Genomic DNA, 17,418 nt, shown 5'->3' with positions numbered 1-17,418 from the left:
GCAGGCCCGGTGAGCACTGAGGCCGTGGGCGGGGGCCCGGCCGACGAGGGCATCCCGCTGGTGGACCTGGCGGCGGCGCACGCCGAGGTGGCGGACGAGGTGCGGGCCGGCTTCGACCGGGTGCTCGCCTCGGGAGCCTTCGTCAAGGGCCCCGAAGTGGCCGCCTTCGAGCGGGAGTACGCGGCCTTCGCCGGTGTCCGGCACTGCGTGGGCACCGCCAACGGCACCGACGCGCTCGAACTGGCCCTGCGCGCCCTGGACCTGCCGCCCGGCAGCGGGGTGGTGCTGCCCGCCAACACCTTCGTCGCCACCGCGGAGGCGGTGCTGCGGGCCGGGCTGCGCCCGGTGCTGGTCGACGCCGACCCGGTGTACCTGCTGATCGACCCGGAGCGGGCCGCCGCCGCACTGCCCGGCGCGGCCGCGCTGCTGCCCGTCCACCTCTTCGGCCAACTCGCGCCGATGGGGCCGCTGCTGGAGGCGGCCGACGGGCGGCCGGTGGTGGAGGACGCGGCGCAGTCCCAGGGGGCCAGGCAGCACGGGCGCACCGGGTACGGGCGGATCGCGGCCACCAGCTTCTACCCGGGCAAGAACCTCGGCGCCTACGGCGACGCCGGGGCGGTGCTCACCGACGACGAGGGCCTCGCGGACACCGTCCGGCTGCTCGGCGACCACGGCGCGCGCGACAAGTACCGGCACGAACGGTTCGGTTTCAACTCCCGGATGGACGCCCTGCAAGCCGTCGTGCTACGCGCCAAGCTGCGCCGGCTGCCCGCCTGGAACGCCGCCCGCAGGGCCGCCGCCGCCCGCTACGACGCGCTGCTGGGCGGGTTGGACGGGCTCGTCCTGCCGCGCACCGCCCCCGGCAACGAGCACGTCAGGCACCTGTACCCGGTGCGGATCGGCCCCGGCCGGGACCGTGACGCGGTGCTGGCCGCGCTGCACGCCGCCGGGATCGGGGCCGGGGTGCACTACCCGCTGCCGGTCCACCTGCAGCCCGCGTTCCGTCACCTCGGCCACCGCGAGGGGGCGTTCCCGGTCGCCGAACGGGCCGCCCGCGAACTGCTCAGCCTGCCGCTGCACCCGCACCTCACCGAGGCCCGCCAGCTGCGGGTGGCGGAGGCACTGGCGCGGGCGCTGGGCGGCCGGTCGTGACTCCCGGGCGGGGCCCGGGCTGTAGGGCCGCCTGGCCGACGGGGGGGTTGAGGGCAGGCCCTAGGCTGGTGCCCAGCAGGCACCGTATTTGCAGCAGCCAGTGGGGGCTCCCAGATGACGACAGGTCGGCCCGGCGTCGCCGCCGCACCGAACGCGGCGTACGCAGGTCAGGTGGTGCAGTTCCCGGATCCGGTCCGCGCGGAGCGGCACCCCGGAGGGGTCAGGGTGGACGAGTACGGCTACCCGGACTTCGGCCCGTACGCCGCCGCCGCGGCCGAGGTGGCCGACCCGCCGGAGGGCTTCGGCGTGGACGAGCTGCGGCTGACCGACTACGTCTCGGCCAACGCCGCGCTCTACACCCAGGGCCACCCGCTCTGGGCCGACCTGGCGACCGCCGTCGCCACCCCGCCCGGCTGGACCTGGCACCACGCGGTCGGCCGGGCCGCCCCCGGCTGGCGGCGGATGGAGCTCGTCCCGGTCGAGGTCAAGGCGCTGCTGCGGCACCACGGCGGCCTGGCCGTCTCCGCCGCCGACCACAACCGCCGCGGCACCCGGCCCCTACAGGAGCGCCGGGCGGTGCACTTCTCGCTGGCCAGGGACGGCGGCGACCCGATCGGCGTCCCCGAGGACCTGGTGCAGCGCGCCGAGGAACGCCTCGGCTACCGGCTCCCCGACGCCTACCGCACGTTCCTCAAGCTGGGCGGCGGCCGGGCCCCGGCCGGCGTCGGGCTGGACACCGAGCTCGGACTGCTGCTCGACCAGCCGTTCCTGACGCTCACCGAGGAGTACGGCACCGAGGACGTCGTGTACGCCAACAAGTGCCTGCGCGACCACCTGACCAAGGACTACCTGGGCATCGCCTACGCCCAGGGCGGCCTGGTCGCGCTCAAGGTGCGCGGCGAGCGGGCCGGCTCGGTCTGGTTCCACCTGTACGACGACGCCCGCGACTCCGGCGCCCAGGAGTCCCCCGAGGACCGCTGCGCGCGACTGCTGCTGCCCTGCGGCGAGGACTTCGACGCCTTCCTGCTGCGGCTGGCCGGCAGCCCGCCGGAGCTGGAGACGGTCGCGGAGCTGATGGTGGACGGCGGGTTCGCCCGGGCCGTCCCGCTGGGCTGAGGCGCGTGGTCGCGGTGATGGCTGTGGTGTCGGTGGAACGGGGGACGAAGAGGATGCGGACAGGGGTGAACCGGGCGTGGTGACGTACGCGCAGGCGCAGGAGCTCGCCGAGGAGTGGATCAACGGCGGGGTGCCGCGCTCGCAGCAGCGTGAGGTACGGGTCCGGGAGTTCGACCTGGGCTTCGTCTGCTGGGCGGTGGCGCCCTCGGGCACGGCCGACGGTGCAGGCGGTACGGGCGGTGGCTCGGGGGAGGCGCGGCTGGTGATCGCCCGGGACTCGGGCGCCAGCACGCTGTGGCCCGCGCTGCCCGTCAACGAGGTGGTCCGGCAGTACGAGGAGGCCTACGGGCGGCCGGTGGCGGCCAATCCCGCGGGTGCGGCGAAGCCCGCGCCCGGGCCGGTGGAGGCGACCTCCTTCCTGCTCAGCCCGCCGCAGTGGCTCCAGGAGGCGGGGGCCGCGGCGATCGCGGCCGAGGCGGAGCGGCTCGGGGCGGCTCCGGCCGTGCCGCAGGCTGCCGCGCCGGTCGAGGCTCCGGGTGTTTCCGCTGCCGCTGCCGCCGCGCCGGTCGGGGAGCCGCCCGCGGCGCCGCGGCCCGCGGCCGCCGTGCTGACCGAGCCGCCGGTCTCCGACCGGCCCGCCGGGGACGCGCCGACCATGCTCGCGCCGCCGCCCGGGCCCGAGGAGCCGGCCGTCGCTCCGCTGCCGCCGTCGATGCCGCAGCCGCAGGCCGCCGTGCCGGTGCCGTCGCCCGTGGCGCCGGTCGCGCCGCCCCAGCCTCCGGCCGAGGCGGCGACCGTCCTGATGCCCGACGGGCTGCGGACGACCGGCTCGGACCTGCCCGAGGCCCCCGCCCCGGCCGGGGCCGAGGCCGCGACCATGCTGATGCCGCCGGCGAGCGGGGGCCACGGCATGCCCCCGGTCCCGCAGGCCGCCGCGCAGCCCCCGGCCGCCGAGCAGCCCGTCGGCCCGCCGATCCCGGCCCCGATCCCGGCCCCGGTGGACGTACCGGCTGCCGAACCCGCGCCCACGCTGCTCGCGTCGCCGGACGCCGTGCCCGGACTGATGGGCCTGCCCGGCGCCCCGGCCGTCCCGCCTGCCGGTGGTCCGCAGGTGGAGCACGCCCCGACCATGCTGGCCCAGCCCGGCGGTGTCCCCGGCCTCGGCGGTCTGCCGGGAGCTCCGGCCGTCCCGCCCACCGGTGGTCCGCAGGTGGAGCACGCCCCGACCATGCTGGCCCAGCCCGGCGGTGCCCCCGGGCTGTCCGGCCTGCCCGGCGCCCCCGTCCCCGGTGCCCCCGCCGCCCCGGCCCCCGGTGCGCCGGAGGCAGGGCTCGGCCGGGGTGCGGGCTCCGGCCCGCCGCCGCCCCCGCCGGCCGCGCTGCGCGGCGGCCCCGCCGGCTCCTCCGGCGCGGGTGCCGCCCCGGCCGGGACGGGGCGGGGCGCGGGTTCGGGCCCGCCGCCGCCCCCGCCCGCCGGGCTGAGGAACACCCCGGGCTCCGCCGCGCCCGCCGCCGCCCCCGCGGGCCGCGGCACCGGCTCCGCCCCGCCGCCCCCGCCCCCGGCGGGCCTGCGCGCCGGCGGGCCCCCGGCGGCCCAGGGCGCGTCGCCCGCCGGTGCGCCCGCGTCCGGGACGGCGTACGAGGCGACCCAGCTGGCGAGCGCGATCGACCCGGCGCTGCCGGGCGGCCCGGCGGATCCGGGCACCCCGCCGTCCGGCGGCCCGGCCGTCCCGCCGCCCGGTGGTCCGTCGGCCCCCGCCGCGCCGGCGGCCGGCTACGGCTACCCGAACGCGGGCGGTGGCGCCGGGGTCGTCCCGCCGGCCGCGGTGCCCGGCTCGCCGCAGCCCGTGTCGGTGCCCCCGGGCGTGCCCGCGGTCGGCCCCGGGTACTTCGCCGCGCTCAGCTACCGGGGCCCGGACGGCTCGGAGCAGAAGCTGCTGCACCGCAGCGAGCCCGGCACCCCGCACCCGGAGTGGAAGATCCTCCAGGACCTGCGCCGGCTGAACGTGCCGCCGGAGCAGGTGCTGGAGCTCTACACGGAGCTGGAGTCGTGCGACCTTCCGGGCGGCTACTGCAACCGCATGATCGCCGCGTCCTGGCCGAACGTCCGGCTCACCCACACCGCCCCGTACGGCCGTGACCACGCCTCCAGGCAGGCCGGGATGGCCGAGCTGCTCGACCACCTGGACGAGCTGGCCCAGCTGGCCTCCGGCACCCAGCGGGTCCGCCCGTTCCGGGTGCCGCCGCCCGCGCCGGGGACGGTCCAGGCGCTGCCGCCGCTCCCGCCGCAGCAGCTCGCCCAGGAGACCGGCAGCGCCTTCGGGCAGAACCTGTTCCGCTACGAGCAGCGTGCCGTCTCCCGCCAGGGCGTGCCCGAGCCGGTGTCCCAGACCCTGATGTGGGCCGGGCTGCCGCGCGACTTCGGGCCGTTCTTCTGGGCGCAGGCGCAGGAGGGCCGGCCGATTCCGACGCTCGCCGAGCTGGCCGCCGAGCGCGGTCTCGCCACGGGCCCGGACTTCGGCGGCTACCTGGTGCTGGGCAACGACTACGGCCGGCAGCTGTGTGTCCAGTACGGCACCGCGCACGTGGTGGCCGTGGAGGTCGATGGAACCGGCCGGCCGCCCCGGTTCGTCAACAGCGGTGTACCGGAGTTCGTCCGTTCGCTGGCCCTGCTGGGCCGGATGTGGCGGCTCCGGTACGGGCTGACGCCGGACCAGGCCGGTCGCTGGACGACCGACTTCCAGGCCCAGCTCGCCGCGATCGACCCGGCGGCCCTGCAGAACGCGGACACCTGGTGGGCCGTGCTGCTGGAGCAGTTCTGGGACGGCCTGCTGTAGCGGGCCGTCGCCGATCCTCGCAGGTGGGGAGGGGTCGTTCCGGAGTCCGGAACGACCCCTCCGGCATGCCGCCACGGCTGTGCCTCGTTGGGGTTTCGCCCGGATCTGCGCAAAATAGGTCAAGAGGATGGGTCTATTCGTCCGGTCCTCGACACAATTCCGGTCCGTAGGACGGCGGATTCCGGCCCCGGGCTCCGAACCGGTTCCGGATCCGTCCGTTCCGTTCGATCATGGGCTCCGCAGCCCGCGAAATGAGGGGAAGAGCCCATGAGCGACGCCGTCCCCCAGTACGGCTTCACCCAGGCCCGCCGTGGCTACGTGCCCGACCAGGTCGACCGAGCCCTCGCCGCGCTCACCGCGCAGCGTGACGAGGCGTGGGAGCGGCTGAGCGTCCTGGGCGCCGGCATCCGGCAGATGGAGGCCAGACTGGCCGACATCCGCCGGACCGCCGAGGAGGCCCCCGAGCCCGACTACCAGGTGCTCAGCGAACAGGCCTCCGGCCTGGCCGCGATGGCCGAGAACGAGGCCCGCGCCGTCCGGGAGAAGGCCGAGCGCTTCGCCGAGGACCTCAGGGACGAGGTCTACGAGGCAGGGCAGGACGCCGACCGCGCCGCCAAGGAGTACGGCACCAGGACCCGTACCGAGGCCGACTCGGCCGCCCGCCGCACCGAGGAGCGCACCCGGGCCGAGGCCGAGGGCATCAGGTCCGACGCCGACCGGGACAGCCGTTCGGCCAGGGACGCCGCCACCGGCTACGCCGCCAAGGTGCGGGTGGCCGCGGCCGAGGCCAGCGAGCAGGCCGAGGCCGAGCTGGCCGCCCGGCGCCGGAAGGCCGACGAGACCTTCGCCGCCGCCCAGGCCAAGGCCGACGCCGAGGACGCCGAGGTCTCCGCGACGGCCGAGCGCCGGGTCAAGGAGGCCGAGCAGCAGCGGGAGACCGTGCTGAACCGGATCAAGCAGCTGGAGACGGACGCCCAGGCCAAGGCCGACCAGCTGATCGACCAGGCCCGCCGGGAGGCCGAGAAGATCAACACGGCGAGCGAGCGCGAGCAGCGCGAGTTCGACACCCGGCTGGAGACGGTGCAGCAGCACCTGGACCACATCAAGGCCACGCTGGCCTCGCTCACCGGGGCGGCGGTCGGCCAGATCGAGCCCGGGGAGCTCGCCGCGGCGGCGGCCAGGGTCTCCCGGGACTCCGCCCGGGCTTTCCCGGGCGCCGCGCCCGCCGCCGCTCAGCCGCCCGCTCAGGCCGCCGCTCCGCAGGACGCCGTCGCCGACGCGGTCGCGGACGCCGTTGTCGACGCGGTGCCGGTGGACTCGGAGGCGGACACCGGGGAGATCCCGGTGACGAACCTGCGCAAAGCCTCGGCCCAGGCGCCCGCCGTGGCGGATTCCGCCGGTGAGAAGGCTCTCGCCCGGGAGAAGCCGGCGCCCGTGCTGCGGACGCCGGTGGTCGGCGGCAGTGCCGCCAAGGCCATCGGCGGGCCCGTGGCGACCGGCCCGGTGCCGCCGAAGCCGGCCTCACCGCCCGCCGAGGAGACGGTCGTCGCGAAGGCGGTCGACGGGAAGGCCGTGGACGAGGCGGCAGCGGACGAGCGGGTCGTGGACGGGAACGCGGCGGACGAGAACGTCACCGACGGGAAGGCCGCCGAGGGACGGTCGGACGACGAGACCCGGATCGTCCCGAAGATCATCATCGTGGACGACGGCAGCGGTTACGCGACCCCCCACACGGTGAGCTACCGCCGCCGCTGACCCGGCCGCCCGACCACGCGTCGCGAGGGCCCCGACCGCCTCCCCCGGGCGGCCGGGGCCCTCGCGCCGTGTCCGGCGCCGAAGCTTGTGGAGCGGGCGGCCGGGAAAACGGACGGGTCCGCGGGATAGGACGGCGCCCGGCGGGGTAAGCCCCCGCAGACGAAAGAGGCCGAGACCCGTGGCGCCCTCCAGGAAAGGGCGCCACGGTTCCCGGCGCTTGGGCGGGCGCCCCCACCCAGGGTCGCCCGGCCTCGCACCTCCGACCCCCATCGGGGGTGCGACAGTGCCCCCACAGCCATCCCCCACGGTTGGGTGCGGCGGGCACGTTCACCATGGTGCGCGATCTCCATGGACGGCCAGTGACAGGAGTATGTCCAGTTCGTGGCGGATAGCCGTGCCCGGTTCGGTGCGGCTCCCCGTTGGTTCGTCCACCGGCCGGTCCGGTGTCCGGTCCGGTGGTTCGTTCCCGGACATGCTCCTGACAGAATCGGCGGCGCGACGGGCGGGAGGCCGGCCGGGCGGGCCGCATCGGAGCCCCCGGTCCCCCCACCGAAGCCCCACCGAAGCCCCGCCGAAGCTCCCACCGAAACCCCGGCCGATGCCCTGGTCGGGCTCCGCCGAAGCCCCGGCCGGGCCCCGCGGGCGCCGAGGACCACGTGTGTGCCCGTGCCGCGGCGTAGGCTGGAGACCCCCGGCCGCTCGGCGTGCCGGGCCGTTCGCGTTGCCCCGGCGGGCCTTCGCCGCCCGGGGGCAGCACCAGCCACGGGACGAAGAAGAGACCCCAGATGAGTCTGACCGGACTGCTCGATGTCGTCGCGCGGGACGCGGCGCTCGCCGAGGCGATCGAGGCGGCCACCGCCGTCGGCGCCGCGGCCGGCGGACGCCGCCACCTGGACCTGGTCGGGCCGCCCGCCGCCCGGCCGTTCGCCATCGCCGCGCTGGCCCGCGCGCTCGCCGGGCAGTCCGCCGGGGACCGGGGCCGACCGGTGCTCGCCGTCACCGCGACCGGCCGGGAGGCCGAGGACCTCGCGGCCTCGCTGCGCTCGCTGCTGCCCGCCGACGCCGTCGCCGAGTTCCCGGCCTGGGAGACCCTGCCGCACGAGCGGCTGTCGCCCCGCTCGGACACCGTCGGGCGCCGGCTGGCCGTGCTGCGCCGGATCGTGCACCCGCGGCTCGACGGGGGCACCTCCCAGTCGGAGGCTGGGGCAGACCCGGCGGCCGGGCCGGTGCAGGTGATCGTCGCCCCGGTCCGCTCGGTGCTCCAGCCGCAGGTGAAGGGGCTGGCCGAGCTGGAGCCCGTGGCCGTGCGCCGCGGTGAGTCGTACGACCTGGAGGAGATCGCCCGCCGGCTCTCCGCCGCCGCCTACGCGCGCGTCGAACTGGTCGAGAAGCGCGGCGAGTTCGCCGTCCGCGGCGGCATCCTGGACGTCTTCCCGCCGACCGAGGAGCACCCGCTGCGGGTGGAGTTCTGGGGCGACGAGGTCGAGGAGGTCCGGTACTTCAAGGTCGCCGACCAGCGCTCGCTGGAGATCGCCGAGCACGGCCTGTGGGCGCCGCCCTGCCGTGAGCTGCTGCTCACCGACGAGGTGCGGGCCAGGGCGGCCGAGCTGTCCGCCGGGCACCCCGGGCTGGCCGAGATCCTGGACAAGATCGCCGAGGGCATCGCGGTCGAGGGCATGGAGTCGCTGGCGCCGGTGCTGGTGGACGACATGGAGCTGCTGGTCGACGTGCTGCCGCTCGGCTCGGTCGCGGTGGTCTGCGATCCGGAGCGGGTCCGCACCCGGGCCGCCGACCTGGTCGCGACCAGCCAGGAGTTCCTGCACGCCTCCTGGGTCGCGGCCGCCTCGGGCGGGGACCGGCCGATCGACCTGGAGGCGATCGACGTCTCCGCCGCCTCGCTGCGCTCGCTCGCCGAGGTGCGCGAGCACGCCGCCGAGATCGGGCTGCCCTGGTGGTCCGTCAGCCCGTTCGCGACCAGCGAGTCCTCGGTGAACGAGGTGCTGGAGTTCGACGCCAACACCCTGACCCTCGGCATGCACGCCGTCGAGGCCTACCGGGGCGACACCGCCCGGGCGATCGCCGACGCCAAGGAGCGGCTGGCCGCCGACTGGCGGGTCGTCATGGTGACCGAGGGCCACGGCCCGGCCTCCCGGCTGGCCGAGGTGCTGGGCAACGAGGGCATCCCGGCCCGCCTGGTCGCCGACCTCGCCGAGGCGCCCACCCGGGACGTCGTGCACGTCTCCTGCGGCTCGATCGAGCACGGCTTCGTGGACGAGGCCCTGAAGCTCACGGTCATCACCGAGACCGACCTGTCCGGCCAGAAGTCCTCCACCAAGGACATGCGCCGGATGCCCTCGCGTCGCCGCAACGCGATCGACCCGCTGGCGCTGGCGGCCGGCGACTACGTCGTCCACGAGGCGCACGGCGTCGGCAAGTACGTCGAGATGGTGCAGCGCACCGTCCAGGGCGCCACCCGTGAGTACCTGGTGCTGGAGTACGCCCCGGCCAAGCGCGGCCACCCCGGCGACCGGCTGTTCGTGCCGACCGACCAGCTCGACCAGGTCACCAAGTACGTCGGCGGCGAGGCCCCGACGCTGCACCGGCTCGGCGGGGCGGACTGGGCGAAGACCAAGCAGCGGGCCAAGAAGGCGGTCAAGGAGATCGCCGCCGACCTGATCAGGCTCTACTCGGCGCGGATGGCCGCCCCGGGCCACACCTTCGGCCCGGACACCCCGTGGCAGCGCGAGCTGGAGGACGCCTTCCCGTACGCGGAGACGCCGGACCAGCTGACCACCATCGCCGAGGTCAAGTCGGACATGGAGAAGTCCGTCCCGATGGACCGGCTGATCTGCGGCGACGTCGGCTACGGCAAGACCGAGATCGCCGTGCGGGCCGCGTTCAAGGCGGTGCAGGACGGCAAGCAGGTGGCGGTGCTGGTGCCGACCACGCTGCTGGTGCAGCAGCACTTCTCGACCTTCGCCGAGCGCTACGCCAACTTCCCGGTGACGGTGAAGGCGCTGTCCCGCTTCCAGACCGACACCGAGGCCAAGGCCGTGCTGGAGGGGCTGTTCGAGGGCTCGGTGGACGTCGTCATCGGCACCCACCGGCTGTTCTCCTCCGAGACCAGGTTCAAGGACCTCGGCCTGGTCATCGTCGACGAGGAGCAGCGCTTCGGCGTCGAGCACAAGGAGCAGCTGAAGAAGCTGCGCGCCAACGTGGACGTGCTCACCATGTCCGCGACCCCGATCCCGCGCACCCTGGAGATGGCGGTCACCGGCATCCGCGAGATGTCCACCATCACCACCCCGCCGGAGGAGCGGCACCCGGTGCTGACCTTCGTCGGGCCGTACGACGAGAAGCAGATCTCGGCCGCGATCCGGCGTGAACTCCTGCGCGAGGGCCAGGTGTTCTACATCCACAACCGGGTCGAGTCGATCGACAAGGCGGCCGCCAGGCTGAAGGACCTGGTGCCCGAGGCGCGGATCGCCACCGCGCACGGGCAGATGGGGGAGACCCAGCTGGAGAAGGTCGTCGTCGACTTCTGGGAGAAGGAGTTCGACGTCCTGGTGTCGACCACGATCGTGGAGTCCGGCATCGACATCTCCAACGCCAACACCCTGATCGTGGAGCGCGGCGACACCTTCGGCCTCTCCCAGCTGCACCAGCTGCGCGGCCGGGTCGGGCGCGGTCGCGAGCGCGGCTACGCGTACATGCTGTACCCGCCGGAGAAGCCGCTCACCGAGACCGCGCACGAGCGGCTGGCCACCATCGCCCAGCACACCGAGATGGGCGCCGGCATGTACGTCGCGATGAAGGACCTGGAGATCCGCGGGGCGGGCAACCTGCTCGGCGGCGAGCAGTCCGGGCACATCGCGGGCGTCGGCTTCGACCTCTACATGCGGATGGTCGGCGAGGCGGTGGCGGAGTTCCGCGAGTCGCTGGCGGGCGGCGGGGAGCCGGAGGAGGAGCCGCTGGAGGTGAAGATCGAGCTGCCGGTCGACGCCCACGTGCCGCACGACTACGCGCCCGGCGAGCGGCTGCGGTTGCAGGCGTACCGCTCGATCGCCGCGGTCAACTCGGAGGAGGACATCAAGCAGGTCAGGGACGAGCTCGTGGACCGCTACGGCAAGCTGCCCGAGCCGGTGGAGAACCTGCTGCTGGTCGCGGCGCTGCGGCTGTACGCCCGGCGGTGCGGGATCTCGGACATCACCCTCCAGGGCACCAACGTCCGCTTCGGGCCGGTGGAGCTGCGGGAGTCCCAGCAGCTGCGGCTGAACCGGCTCTACCCGCGCAGCCAGGTGAAGGCGGCGGCCCGGCAGCTGCTGGTGCCGCGCCCGAGCACCGGGCGGATCGGCGGCAAGCCGCTGGTCGGGCGGGAGCTGCTGGGCTGGTGCAGGGAGTTCCTGTCGGCGATGTTCGACGACCTGGCGGGGGCGAAGAAGTAGCGTCCGCCCGCCCGGGGCGGTGCACGGCGGTCTCGGGCCCGGCCCGGGGCCGCCGTTCCGTGTGTACGGGCGGTCGCGGCGGTTGACGTACGCATCGCGACCATCGGGGCTGTGAACGGAGGTGTCGGCGGCGCGAGGCCGGCGGGGCGGTGAGGCCGACGGGGGTGCGGGGGTGCCGGCGTGGGGGCGCCGGCGACCGGCCGGTGCGCGGGTCAGCCGAGCTTCCACTGGCCGGTCTGCGGGGCGAAGCCGCTGTCGAGGCCGAACTGGGCCTTGTCGAGCTTGGCGTCCTTGGGGGCCTCGAAGGTGACGAAGCCGAGGGCGCTCTCCCCGGGGGCGATGTTGGCGGGGATCTGGAAGCCGGGGCCGGCCTTCGTGTTCGCGACGGTGCTGCCGAAGGCCTGGCCCTGGGCGTCCACCACCTTGGCGCTGTTGCCGGGGACGTCGCTGTAGGCCTTCTTGCCGCTCGCCTTGATCCGGAACTGGACCGAGACGAAGCGCTTGCCGTCGGCCGGGTGGGTGAACTCGTCCTCGCCCTCGGCGTTGTCGACCACCTTCACCAGCGTCACGTCGGCGGTGTCGGCTGGGTCGTTGCCCTTGAGCGCGATGGTGTCGCCGGCCTTGGCGGGGGCCTTGGCGGCGTCGGCCGGCTTGTCCCCGGCCGGCTTGGCGGCCTCGGAGCCGGTGCCGGCCGCGGTCTGCTTCGCCTCGGTCGAGACGGTCGAGCCGTCGGGGGAGTCGCACGCCGTCGCGCCGAGGGCGACCAGTGCGGCGCCCAGCAGCAGGACGGCGGCGCGACGGGTGGTGCCGCGGCGGACGGCGGTGCGACGGGCGTTCGCGGACATGGGTGTCTCCCGGTGATCGGTGGTGCTCCCTGTGCCGCCCCTCGCTCGGTGGCGACGGAGAGATCACACCACTCGGCCGTGAATCATGTCAATGCGATTTCACAAAAGAACTCTGTTCACATGTGAACTGGGGTCGCGAGACGCATCGCTATGCTGTGCGGTCACAGTGCCCCGCTGTGCGGTCGCAGCCCACCGAAGGAGCCCCCGTGCCGGACCGACCCGAAGTGACCGCCGCCGAGATCGCTCGGCTGGCCGGCGTCGGCCGGGCCGCGGTCAGCAACTGGCGCCGCCGCCACCCCGACTTCCCGCGCCCGGTCGGCGGCACCGACGCCAGCCCGGCCTTCGCGCTCGCCGAGGTCGAGTCCTGGCTGCGCGCGCAGGGCAAGATCGCCGAACTCCCGCTGCTGGAACGGGCCTGGCAGCTCCTCGATACCCTCCGCGATCCGGCCGGCCACCCCGCCGCCCCGCTGGTCGAGGCGGGCGCCCTGCTCCTGCTGCTGCACCGCGAGCCCGGGCACTGGGCCGACCTCGCCGGCCGCCCGGACACCCGGCTCGCCCTCGCGCTGCCCCGGGCCGTCGCCGGCGCCGCCGTGCACGCCTTCGGCCCGGACGGCGCCCGCACCCTCGGCCTCCCCGGCCTGCTCGGCAGCACCCAGCTGGACCTCGCCCGGCTGCTCGCCGAACTCGCCGCCCAGGCCGGCCCGGTCGGCGCGTACGAGCAGCTGCTCACCCGGTACGCCGAGGCCAACACCCGACAGCTCAGCCCCACCCCGCCGGAGGCCGCCGAGCTGCTGGCCGCCGTCGCCGGCGTCCCCGCCACCGTGCTCGACCCGGCGGTCGGCCTCGGCGCCGCCCTGCTCGCCCACCCGCCGACCACCGGCCGTTACGGCCAGGACGCCGACCCGGTCACCGCCGCCCTCGCCCGGCTCCGGCTCGCCCTGCACACCCCCGCCGACGAGCCGGGGCCGCTCCCGCTCGACCTGCGGTCCGGCGACTCCCTGCGCGCCGACGGCTTCCCCGGCGACACCTTCGAGGCCGTGCTCTGCCAGCCCCCGTACAACGAACGCGACTGGGGCCACGACGAGTTGCAGTTCGACACCCGCTGGCCCGGCGGGCTCGTCCCGCCGCGCGGCGAGTCCGAACTCGCCTGGGTGCTGCACTGCCTCGCGCACACCCGGCCGGGCGGCCTCGCGGCCCTGCTGCTCCCCCCGACCGTCGCCGCCCGCCGGGCCGGCCGCCGCATCCGGGCCGAACTGCTCCGCTCCGGAGCGCTGCGGGCCGTCATCGCGCTGCCCGCCGGCGCCGCCCCGCCGTACGGCGTCCCGCTGCACCTGTGGGTGCTGCGCGCGCCCGAGCCGGGGAGCGACTTCCGCCAGGTGCTGCTGCTCGACGCCGGGGCGGCGCTCTCCGCCCCGGCCGGGGCCGCCGGGGCGCCGACCGCCGAGGGAGGCCGGGACAAGGTCGACTGGCCCGAGCTGCGCCGCACCGTCCTGGAGGCCTGGCGCGGCTTCGACCTGGCCGCGCGCGAGGGCCTGCCGGTCCCCGCCGACCGCCCCGGCGTCCACCGGGCCATGGCCGCCATCGACCTGCTCGACGACGAGACCGACCTCTCCCCGGCCCGGCACGTGCCGCCCGCGGCCCCGCTCGGCGGCGCGGCCGAACTCTCCCACCTCGGCGGCCGGTTGGCCGAGCTGCTGGCCGGCCTGCCCGACCCGGCCACGCTGCTGCCGCGGCCCGGTGACGAGCTCGGCGCCACCCCCGCCGGCGTGGTCACCATCGGCGAACTGGTCCGGGGCGGCGCGCTGGAGGTGTACTCCTCCGGCACGGGCGCCGCCACCAGGCCGTCCGGTGCGGGCGCGGGCGGTACCCGCGTCGTCACCGACCAGGACCTCGCCACCGGTGCCGTGCCCGGTGCCGTCCCGGCCGCCGGGTCGGGGCAGGCCGGGTCGGGGCAGGCCGGGCCGGGTTCGATCGGGTCGGGTCAGGCCGGGTCCGGTGCGACCGGGGCAGGTCCGGCCGGGGACGTCCGCACCCGCCCCGGCGACGTCCTGGTCCCCGCCCTCGGCGGCGGCACCGCCAGGGTCGTCCCCGCCGAGGGCCCGCTGGTCGGCGCCGCCCTCGGCCGTCAGCTCCACCTGCTGCGGCCCGACCCGGCCGTCCTCGACCCCGAGTTCCTGGCCGGCCACTTCCGCTCCACCGCCGGCACCCGGCGCGCCGCCAGCCACGCCACCACCACCGCCCGCCTCGACATCCGCCGGGTCGAGCTGCCCCGCCTCCCGCTCCCCGCCCAGCAGCGGCTCGGCGCCGCCTTCGCCCGCCTCGCCGCCTTCGACACCGCCCTCGGCCAGGCCGCCGCCCTCGGCCGCAGCCTCGCCCAGGGCGCCACCGACGCCCTGGCGACGGGCACCCTGGCGCCGCCGGCCGGCTGAGGTGATCCCGGCTCAGCAGCGGCTCAGTAGCGGCGCGATACCGATGCGGCGGCGGGCGGACGGAAGGCCTCCGGACCGGCCTGGCCGGACGGTACGGTGTGCGGTACCGCTCGCACCGCCCTCGGTGCCGGTCCTCACCAGCTCAGGAGCGCGCATGTCAGGGCAGTACCCCGGGCAGTTCGGGCCGCCGCCCGGCGCAACGCCGTACGGGCCGGGGTACGGTCCAGGCCCGCTGCCGGGCGGCCCGCTGCCGGGTGCGGTCCCAGGGCCGGTGGCGGTGCCGCGGCAGGTGCCGGTTCCCGGCCGGTTCGGGACGGTCCCGCGGGTGCTGTGCGCGCTGGCCCCGCTGCTCTCCTTCGGTCTGCTCGGGGCCGTCCCCTCGCTGCTGCTGGCGGTCCGGCGCCGGCGGGCGTACGACGTCGTCGGCGCCGTGGTGTTCTGCGCGCTGCTGCTGACCCTGATCGTCTCCGCCGGGGTCGCGGGCAGCCTGAAGAACCCGGCCGCCGACACCACCGGCCAGATCACGCTGGCCGTGCTGTGGTTCCTGCCGACGCCGCACTTCCTGGCGATGGACAGCCGCGCGGTCTGGCTGGCCGGGCCGACCGGGCCGCGGGCCGCGCCGCCGGTCCTGCCGCGGGCCGCCTCGCCGTACGCGGTGCCGAACGCCTCGCCGTACGGGGCGACCGTGCCCGGGTGCGGGGTGCCCGCGCCCGCACCCGCTCCGGCCGGACCCGTGCCGCCCCCGGCCGCTGTTCCCCCGGCTGCTGTTCCCCAGACCGGCGCCCCGTCGGCCACGGCCCCCGAGACCGCCCACGACCTGCGCGAGCTGGGCGAGTTGCTGCGCCGCCAGGCCCGTGAGGACCGCCCGTGACCGTCACCCGGCTGATCGCCGGCCGCTACCGGCTCACCGAGAAGATCGGCCACGGCGGCATGGGCCAGGTCTGGGCCGGCCAGGACGAGCGGCTGCACCGCCCGGTCGCGGTCAAGCTGCTCCGACCCGAGCACCTGCTCCCCGGCGGGACCGGCTCCGGCGGCGAACGGGCCCGCCAGGGCGACGAGTTGCGCCGCCGCTTCCTGCGCGAGTGCCGGGTCACGGCCGCGCTCGACCACCCCGGGCTGGTCACCGTCTTCGACGCGGGCGAGGACGCGGGCGAGCTCTACCTCGTCATGCAGCGCATCCCCGGCGTCAGCCTGGCCGACCTCATCGCCGAGGACGCGCCCTTCCCGATCGAACGCGCGGCGGCCGTCGCGGCGCAGCTGTGCACCGCGCTGGCCGCCGTCCACGCCATCCCGGTGGTCCACCGCGACCTCAAGCCGAGCAACGTCATGGTCCGCGAGGACGGCCGCACCGTCCTGCTCGACCTCGGCATCGCCACCGCCCTCGACACCGAGACCACCCGGCTGACCCTCACCGGCGTGCCCGTCGGCAGTCCCTCCTACATGGCCCCCGAACAGGCCCTCGCCGCCACCACCGACCCGCGCAGCGACCTCTACGCGCTCGGCTGCCTGCTGCACGAGATGCTCGCCGGCGAGGAGCCCTTCCGGGCGCCCACCGCGCTCGGCGTCCTGCGCCGGCACGTCGACGAACCGCCCTTTCCGCTGCGGGAGTTGCGGCCCGAGGTGCCGCAGCCGCTGGAACGGCTGGTGCTCGACCTGCTCGCCAAGCAGCCCGCCGACCGTCCCGCCGACGCCCAGACCGTGTACGCGCGGCTGCTCCCGCTGCTGCCCCCGGCCGAACGGGCCCCGCAGCCCCGCTACGCCCCGCTGCCGGACCCGGCCCGGCCGTACCGCTTCCCGCACCAGCCGCAGCCGTCGGCGGTGATGGCCGCGGTGGCCGCGGTGGCCACCGCGGCGCCGGTGGTCCGCTCGGAGCCGAGGCCCTTCCTCCTCCCGCCCGCCCCCTCGGCACCGCCGGTCGTCCCCGCGGGCCCGGACCTGGGCGCGGAGTGCGCCCACCTCTCCGACCTGGTGGACGCCGGCCGCCACCCGGAGGTGCTCGGCCTCGCGGCCCGCCTGCTGCCCCGGGCCGAGGCCGGACTCGGCGACGCCGCGCCCCTGGTGCGCACCATCCGCACCATCTACGCCCGCACCCTCCTGCACGAGGGCCACCTCCGGCAGGCGCTGCCCGAGTACCGCCGGCTCGCCGCCACCGCCGACGGCGGCCCGCACGGCCCCCAGGGCCTCGACCACCGGTACCGCGCCGCGATCTGCCTCGACCGCCTCGGTCACGGCCCCGAGGCCCTCGCCGAGTACCAGGCCCTCCTCGCCGCCCACACCGCCCGCCTCGAATCCGGCCTCGACACCGACCCCGAGCGCAGCCACGACCTCCGCGAACGCATCGGCCTCCACCTCGCCGCCGCCGGCGACCCGCAGAACGCCTGGCAGTGGCTGCTGCCCCTGCTCCTCGACCGCGAACGCCGCGACGGCCCCCACCACCCCGCCGTCCGCCGCCTCCGCCAGTCCCTCGCCACCCTCACCCCCGCCTCCACCCCCTGGCCCCCGGCCCGCCCCTAGGGCCCGTCTTCAAACCCCGCCTGCGGGGCGACGCCAGGGCACGCACCTCGCCGCGTTGTCGTCGGTCGCCGATGCTCCGCATGGACTCCGCCCCCAGCCTTCGGCCGGGAGGTGCCCCCACCTCCGCCTTGCGATGCACGCACCCCAACGCCGCCCCGCCCGCCCTACGGGCGGACGACGAGGGTTTGAAGACGAGCCCCAGCCATCGTGTCCCGGTCGTCGGGGCCTCCTCTTGAACACGCCTGCCGCCGCCGCTGCCGCGGGGTCGCCGCCGTCCAGGACCGGGAAGTCGGCCGGGCCGCCGTCCCGCGGCCCCGGGGGTGGGG

The 17,418-nt window shown here is 76.4% G+C and carries 9 protein-coding genes; 8 read left to right on the top strand and 1 reads right to left on the bottom strand.

Annotated elements, in window-relative coordinates:
- The first annotated feature begins 9 nt into the window (after positions 1–9).
- The 5 genes from ACIQOW_RS33940 (at position 10) to mfd (ending at position 11,304) form a co-directional block, all read left to right on the top strand.
- Entirely contained in the window at positions 10–1,152 is a 1,143-nt protein-coding gene (locus ACIQOW_RS33940; protein WP_401091512.1) for a DegT/DnrJ/EryC1/StrS family aminotransferase, read from the top strand.
- A 114-nt stretch (positions 1,153–1,266) separates the two neighbouring features.
- A complete protein-coding gene (locus tag ACIQOW_RS33935; protein WP_401091510.1) occupies positions 1,267–2,268 on the top strand; it encodes an SMI1/KNR4 family protein in 1,002 nt (333 codons plus the stop codon).
- A gap of 76 nt (positions 2,269–2,344) precedes the next feature.
- Positions 2,345–5,104: an SUKH-4 family immunity protein gene (locus ACIQOW_RS33930; protein ID WP_401091509.1), complete on the top strand. Its 2,760-nt coding sequence runs from the start codon at positions 2,345–2,347 to the stop codon at positions 5,102–5,104.
- A gap of 267 nt (positions 5,105–5,371) precedes the next feature.
- On the top strand, positions 5,372–6,859 hold the full coding sequence (locus tag ACIQOW_RS33925) for a hypothetical protein (protein WP_401091507.1): 1,488 nt from the start codon (positions 5,372–5,374) through the stop codon (positions 6,857–6,859).
- Positions 6,860–7,644: 785 nt separating this feature from the next.
- Positions 7,645–11,304, top strand: coding sequence for a transcription-repair coupling factor (mfd, locus tag ACIQOW_RS33920; protein ID WP_401091505.1), 3,660 nt, complete (start codon positions 7,645–7,647; stop codon positions 11,302–11,304).
- A gap of 212 nt (positions 11,305–11,516) precedes the next feature.
- On the opposite strand, the gene ACIQOW_RS33915 is transcribed toward mfd, so the two are convergent.
- Positions 11,517–12,149: a DUF4352 domain-containing protein gene (locus ACIQOW_RS33915; protein ID WP_401091504.1), complete on the bottom strand. Its 633-nt coding sequence runs from the start codon at positions 12,147–12,149 to the stop codon at positions 11,517–11,519.
- Positions 12,150–12,355: 206 nt separating this feature from the next.
- On the opposite strand from ACIQOW_RS33915, the gene ACIQOW_RS33910 reads away from it, so the two are divergent.
- The 3 genes from ACIQOW_RS33910 to ACIQOW_RS33900 all read left to right on the top strand — a co-directional run bounded on the left by ACIQOW_RS33910 (position 12,356) and on the right by ACIQOW_RS33900 (position 17,092).
- Entirely contained in the window at positions 12,356–14,578 is a 2,223-nt protein-coding gene (locus ACIQOW_RS33910) for an N-6 DNA methylase (protein ID WP_401091502.1), read from the top strand.
- A 154-nt stretch (positions 14,579–14,732) separates the two neighbouring features.
- A complete protein-coding gene (locus ACIQOW_RS33905; RefSeq protein ID WP_401091500.1) occupies positions 14,733–15,449 on the top strand; it encodes a hypothetical protein in 717 nt (238 codons plus the stop codon).
- Positions 15,446–17,092: a protein kinase gene (locus ACIQOW_RS33900; protein ID WP_401091498.1), complete on the top strand. Its 1,647-nt coding sequence runs from the start codon at positions 15,446–15,448 to the stop codon at positions 17,090–17,092. The genes ACIQOW_RS33905 and ACIQOW_RS33900 overlap by 4 nt, the downstream gene beginning before the upstream one ends.
- Positions 17,093–17,418 lie beyond the last annotated feature (326 nt).

The sequence above is a fragment of the Kitasatospora sp. NPDC091335 genome (assembly GCF_044757205.1).
In the GTDB taxonomy this organism is placed as follows: Bacteria; Actinomycetota; Actinomycetes; order Streptomycetales; family Streptomycetaceae; genus Kitasatospora.
Note: the sequence above shows the minus strand (reverse complement) of the source record. Positions and strands in the feature narration are given on the sequence as shown.